Raw genomic sequence first — 13,619 nt, 5'->3', positions numbered from 1 at the left:
GTTCTTTTTTCACAGATGGTAAGAAAACGCTTTCTTAATGTGAGAATATCAACTTAAGTAAAAAAAGTAAACATATTTTATTAAATTTATTAAGTAAAATTTTTTACTCGTATAGAGAGAAAAGAAGCCCTCCACTTTGGCAGGACTTCCAGTTTGTTTATATGGTGCTTTTCCGAAAGACAGGCTCTGAGGCAATCAGAACAGTCTTAGGCAATGTTCTGCCATCCACAAGTCTTTCTAAAAGTAAATCGATCGCTGTCTCACAAAGTAATGACGTATGGATGTGATACGTGGTGAGCGGCGGCGACACATATTGAGACACATGAATATCGTTGATACTAAAGACGCTGACGCGATTCGGCAGAGAAAATCCGCGCTCATTTAATGCTTGTAAGCAGCCGATGGCAAGAGGGTCACTAGCGACACAAAAAGCGGTGGGCAGATCATCACCAAGCTCGTCGATCGCCTTCATCATCAGCGAATAGCCTTCATCTACTGAGAAATGGTGGCCGATATAGACCAATCGCTCATCAAGCATATGGCGGGCCAGCATGTATTCACGGAAAGTCGTTTCACGAATATCTGGAATGTGCACGTTCGTATTGAGATCAAGGTCTGTACCGCCAATGAATCCAATGGATTGGTGCTCTTTTTCGATAAAGGAATCGATGATCTTTTCAACAATTCGTTTCAGGTTCGGCTTTACAGAATCAAAACGGTCTTCATCTGGCGTTGTATCAATAAAGACAATATGCGGAGTGATCGCATATAATTGGTCAAGCTCTGACGTTTTAAAGCGGCCGATGGCGATGATTCCTTCTGTAGCAGAATCAATGGAATGAAGCCCATCAGACGGATTGTAAGCGGTGACATTTAAGCTCCGAGTATTGGTGAGTTCCTCAATGCCGAGTCGAATGGATTTAAAATAAATATCTTCAAGCTCTTCCTTTTCGGTCATCCAATAGAGAAAGGCGATTTTTTTTAATGAATGTTTGAATGTCTTCTTTTGGTAGGACAAAGCTTCTGCGGCGGCATATACTTTTTCGCGTGTTTGATCGGTGACGGATAGGTTGGGATCTTGGTTCAGTACGCGAGACACCGTTGCAATGGATAAGCCTGCTTTTTCTGCAATGTCCTTTATTTTAGCTGCCAAATCAGCACCTCCTATAGAAAATATCTCCTCTTAGTATAGAGTCTTTAAAAAAATTAGTAAATATTTTTATTAAATTGTTTTCGTTTAGGCGGTTCTTTACGTGCTGGAGAGGAATTAGTAAGATATATATAGGTAAGGTGTTGGATTAAGATTTCTGATAGGAGAGGGACCGATGTATTACGATGCACTGAAGACATTTGTGACAGTGGTGGAGGAGAAGAACTTTACAAAAGCAGCCCAAAAGCTGCGAATTTCTCAGCCGAGTGTCAGTCTTCATATTAAGAACTTGGAGCAGGAATTCCAGACCGTTCTGCTGAATCGTTCACCAAAGCAATTAACCGTTACACCAACTGGGGATATGCTGTACCATCGATCAAAACAAATCATTCGTCTCTATGAACAGGCGAAGCAGGACATTTATGAGCATCATCATTTGGCAAGAGGAAAGCTGACCATCGGGGCGAGCTTCACAATTGGTGAGTATGTGCTGCCGCAAATATTGGCAGAGTTTCATCAGCTCTATCCGCATGTTGATATTGAGGTGGTCATTGATAATACAGAGGCGATCGCCAGACATGTCCGTTTATTCCATGTCGACATCGGTTTGATCGAGGGACAGACCAATGACAAGGAGCTTTCTGTAGAAACTTTTCTAGAGGACGAACTTTATATTGTGGCGCCATTAGATCATCCTTTTGCCAAGAAAAAAGATGTCACCATTGATCAATTACAGAACGAAACATGGATTACGAGAGAAGAGGGATCAGGGACAGGAGAATATTTACAGCATGTCCTGAAATCAAATGGACTGAAAGCGCGAACCTTTGTGACCTTTAGCAGCAATCAAGCGATTAAAGAAGCTGTGATCCATGGAATGGGTCTTTCTGTTTTATCTAAATATGTCCTCCAGCGAGGCAGCATTGGCGGTGAATTGGCTGTTATTTCTGTGAGAGGCATGGATTTCAAACGAAAATTCTCCTATGTCGAGTCACCGATGACTGGGGGAAATAAAAATAAGGAATTGCTCGTTGAATTGTTAAGGAAAGAGAAAGAAGAAGCTTCTCCGTAATAGGAGAAGCTTCTTTTTTTATAACCCTTTAATTGTGATTTCATCGACTGGAAGGAAGATCTCACCTGTATCTGTATATTTCATGGTGACCTGATCGCCCTCTTTTAAATAAATGACGAGAGGTTCCTTTTCAGATGACATAGTGTAGCTTTTTCCATCGTCTAGCAGGAAGGTGACGGTTGTATAATCACCGGTCTTTTCTTTGTAGACTCGTTTGACCTTCCCTGCCGCTTCTTTCTTTTCCTGCTTAGAGGAACTGTTAACGGTACCGCCGCCTTTTTGAAGAGCTGTCTTATAGGCTCTCAGTGCTTCGTTTGGTGTAGAAGCATACGCGGCGATTTCAGGATTGGCTGCAGAAACGATAAAGTAGTTTTGCAGGAATCCATTTGAATCGAGAACCGGTGTGAGCCAGCTGGCTTCTCCATAGAAATTATAGAGAATCGGCATGCGCCCTTTCCATTTCTTCTCGATGAATCGTTTCTCAATAATTTGCAGAGCGCCCTGAGAATCCATGTAGGATTCTTCAAGATTTCCGGTATAATAAGTCGCTTTTCCTGTTCGGGCATTGGTCAGGGCATATCCGAGCATGGAATCAACGCCCTCTTTCGGACTTGTGAAATCTGTGAAGTAATACATATCTCCTTTTGAATCAAATACCGGGCTCACATTGGCTTCCGTTCCTTCATCTGAAGGCAGCTTGACATCTGACTTTCCAAACATACTGTTCCAGAACCCGTGAATATAGTTTCCGAAATAGCTGTTTTGCAGACTGACTGCCTCTGGTGAAACAGCACCGTCGATAAAGGCAGGTACTTGATCTAGAGCATATTTCTTCGTTGCACCCGTTTTGGCATCAACAACGACGACACCGGAAGCTTTAAAGCCGTTTCGGGCAGAGATGAAATCGCCATACGTTTGAATGTAATAAGGCTTGCCGTCATCATTGATTTCCAGCTGTGTACCGCCGTAGAAAATCAAATCTGGGTACTGGAGACGGATATGCCGCTCAATTTCTTTGTTGAAATAGGAGGAAGGCGTATAGACCATCTCCGTTTTCACGAACTTTGGATTAGCAGAGGAGTCGGTCGCACTTAATGTAAAGTAACCCGGCGTGCTGCCTGCACGAATCCATTTAAAGAAGTCCGAGAACTCCACTGGAGCGATGTATACATACTCACCGTTGACCTTCTGAATTTGCAAGCTGCCAAGCTCATAGTAGCTTGTGTTTGGCACCTGTCCGAACGATTTCTTCATTTTGTTCCGGGCAAATTGAGGCGGCACACTCGCAGGTGTTTCTGTCTCATCAAATGCTTTGATTTCTACTTTTTGCTCCATTTTGGAGACATCGAATTTCTCATTCGCATTGAATAGAAAAGCTGTCGCCATGTAAACACCGAGCAGCAATAGAATAAGAAACAGCACGCCTTTGATTTTACGCTCCAATCCAACCGACAAAAAGGCTCCTGCTGCTGTCACAACAAGTCCAATCAGCCATAGAGATGAAGGGTTCCGGTCTAAATTGGTGATGTAATAGAAAACAAAAATACCGATCATGAACAGCAAAGCAAGGCCAGCAATCCACATGAGCGGCACCTGCTGCTTTGTCCCTTTCTTTCTAACGATCAACCTGAGCGGTGTGAGCAAAAGGGTCAAGACAAGACCGATCACAACCGAAAATAACAAAATATATCCCACAAACAGATCTCCTTTCAAATCAATCACTCTTTTAGTATATACGAGTGAGAGGGGGAAAAGATTCAGAAGAATCATACCAATTCGATTTTATGAAAAAATGAGTTGAAAAGGGCCTTTTAATATTTCGGTAGGTTAAATGATATTGTCTTTGCGCTAGATGATTAGATTTTAGTGAATATTTTGTGGACGTAAACATTAATTTTTATCTCCGAGGAGTGTATATTCTTTTTATTCATTACTTTATGAATTTATATTGTAATAAATAAGATGTTAAAAGACAGAGATATCTTTTAAATAGTATAAAGATTCATTTTAATTTTCTACAGAATGAAATAGTTATAACATTCCTATTATGTTATATTATTTTTTATATAGTTAATATTAGGAGGTAATTTAAATTGAAAAGACGTATCCCTTTTCTCATTATTTTTACTTTAATTGTATCGTTATTTTCACCGTCTGTAACATTCAATATTAATCGAGAGGCTTCTTCAAGAGACAAAAGTGTCCAAATTGGTTATAAAGAAGCCGATGCTGTATGGGGTCTTGTCATTCGAACTATTTTTGTAAACGGGGTGAAAGCAAGTAAACATTTGTATAAATCAATAAAATATGCCCCTAAATATCCTGCTGGTTTTAAAGCTGTTCAAAATGGGACTAAAAAAGTTACAGTAAATAATAAGAAGTTGTTATCTGAGTTAAAACAGATTGAAGGAGGGACTTGGAAAAAAGTATATAAAGATGGCTATAAAGACGGAAAAAAGGTTTCTGTACATTATTTTCAAAGTAAATCTGGTTTGGTGTATGATGTGAAAGTTAAAAAAGGTTGGAGTGTGAAATGATTTATGAATAAAATAGAACTAAGATATTCTTCACATGAAGATTTAGATAGGATTATTGTTATAAATATCATTGGTATAATCATATCGATAAAAGAAGGTTTAATCACTATAGAAGAAGCGGAAAAGCTCATGTTCAGTCCACGAACAATCGATGTTTTAAAGAAGAAAGGGATAAATGAAGAACTGATAAATATACTTCATTTGGGAACAGAACTTGAAGATGTAGAAAGTTTAATACCACAAGAATTAAGTGATAGTTTAGAAGAAATAAGGGTAAAATGCTTAAAATTCCTGGAAAGAAATACAGAAAATGAAGTTAAAAATAATGTGGTAGATTATTGAGCTAAAAGTGTATATTATAAAATTTTGAGTAAATCTGTTTTCATCTATTGATCAAAACGATGAATTCATAAAAAAAGAAGTCTGTGCAAACAGGCTTCTTTTTTATAAGATGGGAACATGAGGAAATGTATGCGCTCACACGAATAAGAGAGGAGTGAAGTCAATTGGCTTCTGTTAGTTTAAGTAGTATTGAAAAAATACGAGCAGCAAGCAGAGGATTGCCGCCAAAACTGAAAGGAATTGCAGAACATATTACGAGTGAACCCGGCGACATTATTCATTTGTCTATTGTTGAGCTTGCCAAAAAGACAGCTAGTTCAGAGGCAACGATTTTTCGTCTTTGTAAAAGGCTTGGATTTGAGGGCTTTCAAGATTTGAAGATTGCAATTGCCCAGGAAATAGATCAAACAAAGCCTGATTATGTAGATGAAGAAATGAGTCTTGATGATGATACGGCCGTTTTTATGCAAAAGGTTTTTCAGGCGAATATATCTGCATTAAAGGATAGCTTTCAATTACTGAATCCAGAGGATGTAGAAAAAGCCATTCAAATCATTCATGAAGCAAAGCGCTTAGAGTTTTATGGGAGTGGCGGGTCCGGACTTATTGCAACAGACGCTTTTCATAAATTTATGAGGACAGGCATCAACTGTATTGTTCACACCGATTCCCATTTTCAAGCGATGTCTGCCGGTCTTCTCGACCAGCACAGTACAGTGATCGGTATATCTCATTCTGGCCGTAATAAAGATTTACTCGATGCGATGAAAACAGCAAAGGAAAAAGGAGCGAAAACCATCGGTATTACAAGTTATCAACGCTCTCCATTGAGCCAGCTTGCCGATGTCACGTTGTATACTTCGACACAGGAAACGGCTTTTCGAACAGAAGCGATGTCTGCAAGACTTGCTCAGCTCACTGTCATTGACGTACTATACTTTGCACTTGCTCACTTAAGACAGCAGGAAACTTTAACCAATTTAAAACAAATGAGAGAAACCATTTCACAAAAAAGGGTGTAGTGGTTTCAAAAATAAATTTTTCTATTAGTGAAAAATGCCGTTGTGGTAACGATTTTGAGCTTTTAAGTGAAAATAATTTTCTTTTTAGTCGTTGAATGTCGAAAAAATTATTCCTATAATGGGATTTAACAGGTATATCAAAACAATAAAATATGATTTCAAATCAATGATTGGGCGTGATACAGATGAAGGGAAACCAGGCGGTAATTGGTTTGGATATTGGAACAACAAGTACAAAGGCGGTTCTGTTTGGACCACAGGGGAAAGTGATAGCAAAGCATTCGGTTCCTTATGATCTCATTCAGCCCCAGCCAGCATGGGTTGAACAGGACCCTGAACATATATTAGAAGCCGTCATTGCAAGTGTAAGAGGTGCGTTGACAAAAGCAGCATTTGATGCAAAACATCTCATAGGCGTCGGGATTAGTACAGCGATGCATTCCTTGATTGTGATGGATAAGGATGGCAAGGCGTTAACGAACAGTATCATTTGGGCAGATAACAGAAGTGCAGAACAAGCGAAGCGAATCACTTCAGACATGGACGGCTTCCAAGTGTATAAAAGAACCGGCACGCCGATCCATCCAATGTCACCGCTTTCAAAAATACGGTGGATCAAGGAAATGGCACCTGATGTCTTCAAGAAGGCAGCGAAATTCATTTCCATCAAAGAATATATTCTTTATCATTTCTTCGGTCAGTATGTCGTCGATTATTCAATCGCTTCAGCAACGGGCCTGTTCCGTTTGGAAACGCTTCAATGGGATGAGCAGGCGCTGCGAATTGCTGGAATTGAGGCTGATCAATTGTCTGAACTTGTTCCCACGACGTATCAGCTGAGAGGGCTTCAGCCAGAGATCGCCCTGCGAATGGGCATTGCGGAAGATACACCATTTGTTGTTGGTGCGAATGATGGGGTTCTAGCGAACTTAGGTGTGGGAGCGATTGGAAAAGGTGAGGTGGCTGTCACGATTGGGACAAGCGGTGCAGTCCGTACGGTCGTGGACAAACCAATAACAGATGAACAATCAAGAACGTTCTGCTATGCGCTGACTGAGAAGCATTGGGTGGTTGGAGGACCGACGAATAATGGCGGGATCATGCTGAGATGGCTGAAGGATGAATTTGGATCCTCGGAGGTAGAGGTAGCAAAGCGCCTTGGAGTGGACCCTTACGACCTGATGATTGACATTGCGAAAAAAGTTCCAGCCGGCTCAGAGGGGCTGCTGTTTCTGCCATTTTTAACAGGTGAGCGAGCACCTTATTGGAATCCAAATGCGAGAGGCACTTTCTTTGGGATCGGTCTTCAGCATAAGCGGGAGCATTTTATCAGAGCTGTGTTAGAAGGCGTCATTATGAGTGTTTTCTCAATCGGTGTGGCCTTAAGGGATTTAACCGGTTCAGCAAAGGATGTCAGGGCGTCGGGCGGATTTGCGCGATCTCCGCTGTGGCGGCAAATTTTAGCGGATACGATGGGCAGGGAAGTACTTGTTCCAGAAAGCTACGAGGCATCAGCACTTGGGGCGGCTGTCCTCGCACTTCATAGTTTAGGTTATATGGAAGAGATAGAAGAGGTTCAAGATTGGATTCGAATCTCTGCCCGTCATGAACCCAATATGGAGAACAATGAAACATACATAGAACTGTTTTACTTATATGAGCGTCTCTATGACAAACTCAAGGATGAATTTGATGTCATTAGTGCGCTTCAATTAAAACAAAATCATTAAACATCAGGGAAAAGGTGGGAGAGCATGCTTTTATTCATCGTGATTGCCGCAATTGTCCTTTTACTCATCCTCATAACAGTTGCTAAGTTGAATCCGTTTGTGAGTTTAATTATTACCTCTATGTTAGTCGGCTTTGCCACAGGGATGGACCTGCAGGAAATCATTCAATCCATCAAAACGGGGTTAGGCAATACGTTATCATTGCTGGCCATAGTTCTAGCGCTTGGAACCATGCTCGGGAAAATGATGGCTGAATCAGGTGGAGCTGAGCGGATTGCTCACACATTAATCGGCCGGTTTGGGACGAAAAATGTGCATTGGGCGATGATGTTTGTTGCCTTTATTGTGGGAATACCTGTCTTTTTCCAGGTCGGATTCGTTCTTCTCATTCCTTTATTGTTTACGATTGCGATTGAAACGGGCATCTCGCTCGTGACAATTGGGATTTCGCTCATTGCTGGATTGTCTGTCGTTCATGGTCTTGTGCCGCCTCATCCAGCTGCCATGGCAGCTGTCGGCATCTATCATGCCAACGTGGGGAAAACCATCTTCTTTTCCATTATTGTCGGTTTGCCGACAGCTATTATTGCTGGGCCGCTGTATGGAAAGTGGATTGGAAAGCGGATTCATAAACCAGTTCCAGAGCTGCTGAGAAAGCAATTTACTGAACGCAATGAAGATCGAAAACTTCCCGGCTTTGCAAATACGATGTTTACGATTTTGGTGCCAGTGATTTTAATGCTTCTTGCCACACTGGCGGATATTATTTTACCAGAGGACAATATTTGGTATCAGGTATTTAAGTACATTGGAGATCCAATTACAGCACTGCTGATTGCAACGGTGTATTCTTTCTTCAGTCTTGGCTTTGTGCAAGGAATGAGCCGTGACCGGGTGCTTTCCTTTAGTAATGAGTGTTTAGGACCGATTGCTTCCATTTTGCTTGTCATTGGAGCAGGCGGGGCTTTCAATAATGTGCTCATCGATTCGGGTGTTGGTGAATATATTGCGGATTTAGCCAAGCATTCGCCAATCTCGCCAATTTTGCTTAGCTGGCTGATTGCTGCGGTTATTCGTGTGGCAACAGGTTCTGCTACGGTCTCCATGATGACGGCAGCAGGTATTGTCGCACCGATTGCTGCAACTATGCCGGATGTGAGCAGAGAGCTACTAGTGTTAGCAACAGGGGCAGGTTCGTTGATTTTGTCTCACGTCAATGACTCTGGTTTTTGGCTGATCAAAGAGTATTTTGGTATGACCATTAAAGAAACGTTTTTGACATGGACGGCTATGGAGACGATCATTTCCGTTAGTGCCATTGCATTTATTATGATCATTAATATGTTTATATAGTGAAACGCAACAGCCTGATTCTTCGGAATTGGGCTGTTTTTGCTTTTGGCAATACCACCTTTGTCAGATTGGGGTAAAATAAAGATATTGAGAAGCGGGAGGCGGACACGATCGAACCATTAAAACACGTTTATCATGAATTATTTATTGAAGAAATAGCGGAGAAACTTGCACAAGCGTCGACTGGGTTTGATGCTGAAGAATTCCAGCGGCTTGTGTTTCAAAAGGATTGGCAGCAGCTTGAGTTAAAAGGCAGAATGAGAAGAGTCACTGAATCGATGCATGCCTGTCTGCCTAAGGATTATGAGCAGGCCATTGAAGTGCTGCGTCAGACAGCCCCGCATTTTTCAGGACTTAGTGCGCTTGTATTTCCAGACTACGTCGAAACATATGGCCTAGCACATTGGGATATCTCGATCAAGGCGCTCGAATTCTTTACGCCTTTTTCCACTTCTGAATTTGCCGTTCGGCCTTTTCTGATTCAGGATCAAGACAAAATGCTGGCGCAAATGCTTGTATGGTCACAGAATCAAAATGAGCATATTCGGCGGCTGGCTAGTGAAGGATGCAGACCACGTTTGCCATGGGGATTAACTGTTCCTGCGCTTAAAAAGAATCCTTCGGTTACGCTGCCTATTTTAGAAAACTTGAAGTCGGACCCAGCGCGCTATGTGCAAAAAAGTGTAGCGAACCACCTAAATGATATTTCTGCAATTCAGCCTGATTTGATGAAGAAAACGGCTAAAAGCTGGTATGGAACGAATGAACATACGAACTGGATCATCAAACATGCATCTCGTACCTTACTAAAAAAAGGCGATCCAGATATCATGGCTTTGTTTGGCTATGGGGATGATCCATCTGTTCAAGTAACAGATTTGAAGGTAGTGCAGGACCCTATTCGTATTGGAGAGAAAATGACCTTTCAATTTACACTTCAGGCCGCTAAGCCACTAAAGCTGCGTGTAGAGTATGCCATAGACTATGTCAAAGCTCGGGGTACCCGCAATCAAAAGGTATTTAAAATCACAGAGTTTGAAACAAGTTCAGCGTTACATAGAGAATTTATCAGGTCTCAGTCCTTTCAAAATATGACGACGAGAAAACACTATGAGGGAACCCATACTTTAACGATTATCATCAACGGCATTCCAAAAGCGTCGATTGATTTTGAGGTAACAGAAGATAGCAGCTCATAAAAAAACCCGCCAATTCGGCGGGTTTTGGCGTTTAAGCCTTCTTTTTCATTAAGAATGAAGCGATGATGGCAGCGACTAAGAAACCAATGCTGATAATGGAGCTAGGCAGGTTTTCTTGTCTGAATAGGAACAAAACAAAGCTCAAACTGAGTACAAGACCTGCAAATAAAGTTAGATACGGAAACAGCCACACCTTGAAATACGGCTCCTGTGGATATTTTGGACGCAGTTTCAGATGTGCCAGACAAATGCTGATCCAAATGAGTGAAACAGCAAAACCAGGAATAGCCAGCATATAGCTGAAAATTTGGTCCGGATATAAGTAAGCAAAAAATGTTCCGATAAGAAGAAATAGAACGGTAACCCATAAACTTAAAATGGGTACGCCTCTTTTGTTGACCCGTGCCAGTTTTTTCGGACCGCCGTCTGATTTAGCCAGTGAATGAATCATTCTCGTCGTTCCATAAATTCCGGAATTAGCCGCAGATAGAACGGCTGTAATCAAGACGAAATTAATGAAGTGAGAGGCGCCTTGCATACCAGCAGCAGAAAAGACTTGGACAAAAGGACTGTTATTTGGGTCAATTTGATTCCAAGGAATAAGGCCGCAGATGATCAAAATCGGCAATGTGTAAAATAAGATAATCCGCCACATCATACTTTTGACTACTCCAGGCAGGACCTTCTCCGCATCCTTTGTTTCAGTAATGGTCAGCCCGATCAATTCAGAGCCTCCATAAGAGAAAATAACCACTAAAAGTGATGCAAAGATCGCACCCCATCCGTTCGGGACGAAGTTTTGATAGTTGGTAAAGGCTGGTGTGCTTTGTTCGTTTGGAATGATCCCAAATAATAATGCTGCACCAAGAATAATAAAGACAATAATAACGAAAATCTTCATTCCAGCGAACCAAAACTCAATTTCACCAAAGTATTTTACATTATTTAAGTTAATTCCGATGACTAAGAGTGAACAAAGTAAACATAGTGACCATAGCGGCACGTTCGGCAGCCAGTATTGAAGCAGACTGCCAGCTGCAATAATCTCAATGACACATACAGTGAGCCACATAAAACAGTAAACCCAGCCGACGACAAATGAAAAACGTTGACCAAGCGCAATTTGTATAAGGTCGCGAAGATTATTTCCCGGATACACAATGGCCATTTCGGCTAATGCTGCCATCACAATGAGGAGCAGCAATCCAGCAAATACATAGGAAAAAATGACCCCAGGGCCTGCTAAACCAATTGTATCGGCACTTCCTTTAAAGATTCCTGTACCAATGACCCCGCCCATCGCAATCATGCGAATGTGACGCGGTGATAAAAGCTTTTTTAATTCTTGTTGCTCCTGATTCGCGCTCATGACGTTCTCCTTTTTTAAAAATGCTTATGTTCCATTTTCTTTTTTCAAGACGTCAGTGTCAATATAAAAAAAGAGATTTTTCAGACAAAAATAGTGGTTGATTCTATCAAAACATATACTTATATCCATAATCCCCTTATTTCATCCATATTCTAAAAATGAAACTTCAAATAAATGAACATTTGCCTTATTTATGACATAAACAATTTTCAGTTTTTGTCGATATATCTTTTGTATTACTAAAGTCCTAATAAAGAATTGTTTATAACTGTAAAATATTTCAAAAATGTAAGAGTTGAAAGGAGTTATGAAAGATGTTTATGAAAAAAGCAAATGATTCATCGGCTGGAATCCTTCTGAGTGAAAGCAGCCAATTAATAGAACGAATCGAAAAGGGAGACCTTTCAGCAAGATTAGATACTGCTGCATTTTCTTCTAGCCAAACAATAGAAGCAGTGGCACAAATGAATGAAGCGCTGCAAAAGATGCAGGAAGCACATGAAAATATTCAAATGCGGGTGGAATTAGTGACAAAAGCCATTCAAGTTGGCTTATGGGATATGGTCGTCATCGCTGGAGACCCGGTCAATCCAAAAAATGAATTCACATGGACGGATGAATTCCGCAGAATGCTCGGCTTTCAAAATGAGCACGATTTTCCAAATCTATTAGACAGCTGGGCATCTCGAATACATCCGGATGAACAAGAATATACATTAGATGCATTTTCTTCGCATTTATTGGATCATTCAGGGCGTACGCCATATGATATCGAATATCGCTTAAAGTTAAAAAATGGAGATTATCGCTGGTTCAAAGCAACTGGAACGACCGTTCGTGATCGAAATGGTGTCCCTCTTCGTGTGGCGGGAGCTCTTTTTGATATCCATGATCAGAAATTGAAAGAAGAAGAGCTGCAAGCATTCGTCACAAGATATGACTTAATCAACCGTGCGCTTGTCGAAGCTCCTTGGGACATGGTGGTAGAGGCCGGTGATCCAGTCAATCCAAATAACGAATTTTGGTGGTCTCCGCAGTTCAGAAAAACGCTTGGTTTTACAGACGAAAAAGATTTCCCGAACGTGTTAAGCAGCTGGAGCGACCGTCTGCATCCTGAAGATCAAGAAATGGCTCTTCAAGCCTTTGAAGATCATTTAAATGATCACTCTGGCCGCACACCATTCGACATTGATTACAGATTACAAAGTAAAAATGGTGAGTACCGCTGGTATCATGCAGGTGGTGAAACCATTCGTGATGAAAAAGGTGTGCCTCTTCGTTTGGCAGGAACCATTCGTGATATCACGTTAGAAAAAAACAAAGAGAAAACAGCGAATGAAATGGCGTCACAAGTAGAACAGCTTTCAAGTTCTATTAGCGAGATGGTATCGGGCATTAGCTCTGTGACCAATCAAGCACAGGAGCTTGCTGTTGCTCAAGAGCAGTCAACGTCTGCCGCCCACTTAGCAAAAAATAGTGCAGATGAGACGAAAAATATTTCTGACTTAATCAAAGAAGTGGCGAACCAAACGAACCTGCTTGGTCTAAATGCTGCGATTGAAGCAGCTAGAGCTGGTGAACAGGGCCGCGGATTCTCTGTCGTTGCAGATGAAGTACGAAAACTTGCGCTGCATAGTGCCAATGCAACGGAAAATATCGAATCTAGTTTAACAGATATGAAAACACAAATTGATGAAATTCTTGAAAATATCTCGAATATGACAGCTCTTACGCAAACTCAGGCTGCTTTAACAGAGCAGGTGAATGCTGCAGTCGATGAAGTGAATCACATGTCTCAGCGTCTTGTGGCGTATTCAAAGAGTATTTAATCGTCAAAAACCGCCC

General features: G+C 41.3%; 11 protein-coding genes. 8 read left to right on the top strand and 3 right to left on the bottom strand.

The window, feature by feature from the left end:
* Window positions 1–157: 157 nt before the first annotated feature.
* Complete coding sequence (locus NSS80_RS19270) at window positions 158–1,153, bottom strand: LacI family DNA-binding transcriptional regulator (protein ID WP_044334886.1); 996 nt, start codon at window positions 1,151–1,153, stop codon at window positions 158–160.
* A gap of 172 nt (window positions 1,154–1,325) precedes the next feature.
* Here NSS80_RS19270 and NSS80_RS19265 point away from each other — a divergent pair, with 172 nt between their 5' ends.
* Window positions 1,326–2,222: a LysR family transcriptional regulator gene (locus NSS80_RS19265; RefSeq protein ID WP_046312694.1), complete on the top strand. Its 897-nt coding sequence runs from the start codon at window positions 1,326–1,328 to the stop codon at window positions 2,220–2,222.
* 18 nt (window positions 2,223–2,240) lie between these two features.
* On the opposite strand, the gene NSS80_RS19260 is transcribed toward NSS80_RS19265, so the two are convergent.
* The gene (locus NSS80_RS19260) at window positions 2,241–3,917 is read right to left on the bottom strand and encodes a hypothetical protein (RefSeq protein WP_101676615.1); all 1,677 of its coding nucleotides are present in this window, start codon (window positions 3,915–3,917) and stop codon (window positions 2,241–2,243) included.
* A gap of 398 nt (window positions 3,918–4,315) precedes the next feature.
* Between NSS80_RS19260 and NSS80_RS19255 the strand changes: the two genes are divergently transcribed.
* The 6 genes from NSS80_RS19255 (at window position 4,316) to NSS80_RS19230 (ending at window position 10,405) form a co-directional block, all read left to right on the top strand.
* Window positions 4,316–4,759 (top strand): hypothetical protein, encoded by a 444-nt coding sequence (locus NSS80_RS19255; protein ID WP_024427564.1) that lies wholly within the window; start codon window positions 4,316–4,318, stop codon window positions 4,757–4,759.
* 3 nt (window positions 4,760–4,762) lie between these two features.
* Window positions 4,763–5,101 (top strand): DUF3969 family protein, encoded by a 339-nt coding sequence (locus tag NSS80_RS19250; protein ID WP_317221739.1) that lies wholly within the window; start codon window positions 4,763–4,765, stop codon window positions 5,099–5,101.
* Window positions 5,102–5,265: 164 nt separating this feature from the next.
* Window positions 5,266–6,123, top strand: coding sequence for a MurR/RpiR family transcriptional regulator (locus tag NSS80_RS19245; protein ID WP_024423955.1), 858 nt, complete (start codon window positions 5,266–5,268; stop codon window positions 6,121–6,123).
* 185 nt (window positions 6,124–6,308) lie between these two features.
* A complete protein-coding gene (gene gntK, locus NSS80_RS19240; protein ID WP_041118312.1) occupies window positions 6,309–7,853 on the top strand; it encodes a gluconokinase in 1,545 nt (514 codons plus the stop codon).
* 24 nt (window positions 7,854–7,877) lie between these two features.
* A complete protein-coding gene (locus NSS80_RS19235; RefSeq protein WP_034281397.1) occupies window positions 7,878–9,206 on the top strand; it encodes a GntP family permease in 1,329 nt (442 codons plus the stop codon).
* Window positions 9,207–9,421: 215 nt separating this feature from the next.
* Window positions 9,422–10,405: a hypothetical protein gene (locus NSS80_RS19230; RefSeq protein WP_241770709.1), complete on the top strand. Its 984-nt coding sequence runs from the start codon at window positions 9,422–9,424 to the stop codon at window positions 10,403–10,405.
* Window positions 10,406–10,436: 31 nt separating this feature from the next.
* Here NSS80_RS19230 and NSS80_RS19225 read toward each other — a convergent pair whose 3' ends face one another.
* Window positions 10,437–11,774, bottom strand: coding sequence for an amino acid permease (locus NSS80_RS19225; RefSeq protein WP_041118308.1), 1,338 nt, complete (start codon window positions 11,772–11,774; stop codon window positions 10,437–10,439).
* Between the two features lie 314 nt (window positions 11,775–12,088).
* Between NSS80_RS19225 and NSS80_RS19220 the strand changes: the two genes are divergently transcribed.
* On the top strand, window positions 12,089–13,603 hold the full coding sequence (locus NSS80_RS19220) for a PAS domain-containing protein (RefSeq protein WP_317221740.1): 1,515 nt from the start codon (window positions 12,089–12,091) through the stop codon (window positions 13,601–13,603).
* The last annotated feature ends 16 nt before the right edge of the window (window positions 13,604–13,619 follow it).

This window comes from Bacillus sp. FSL M8-0350 (genome assembly GCF_038593345.1).
GTDB classification, from domain to species: Bacteria; Bacillota; Bacilli; order Bacillales; family Bacillaceae; genus Bacillus; species Bacillus safensis.
The sequence above is the reverse complement of the archived record's forward strand: the minus strand, read 5'-3'. Positions and strand labels throughout refer to the sequence as shown.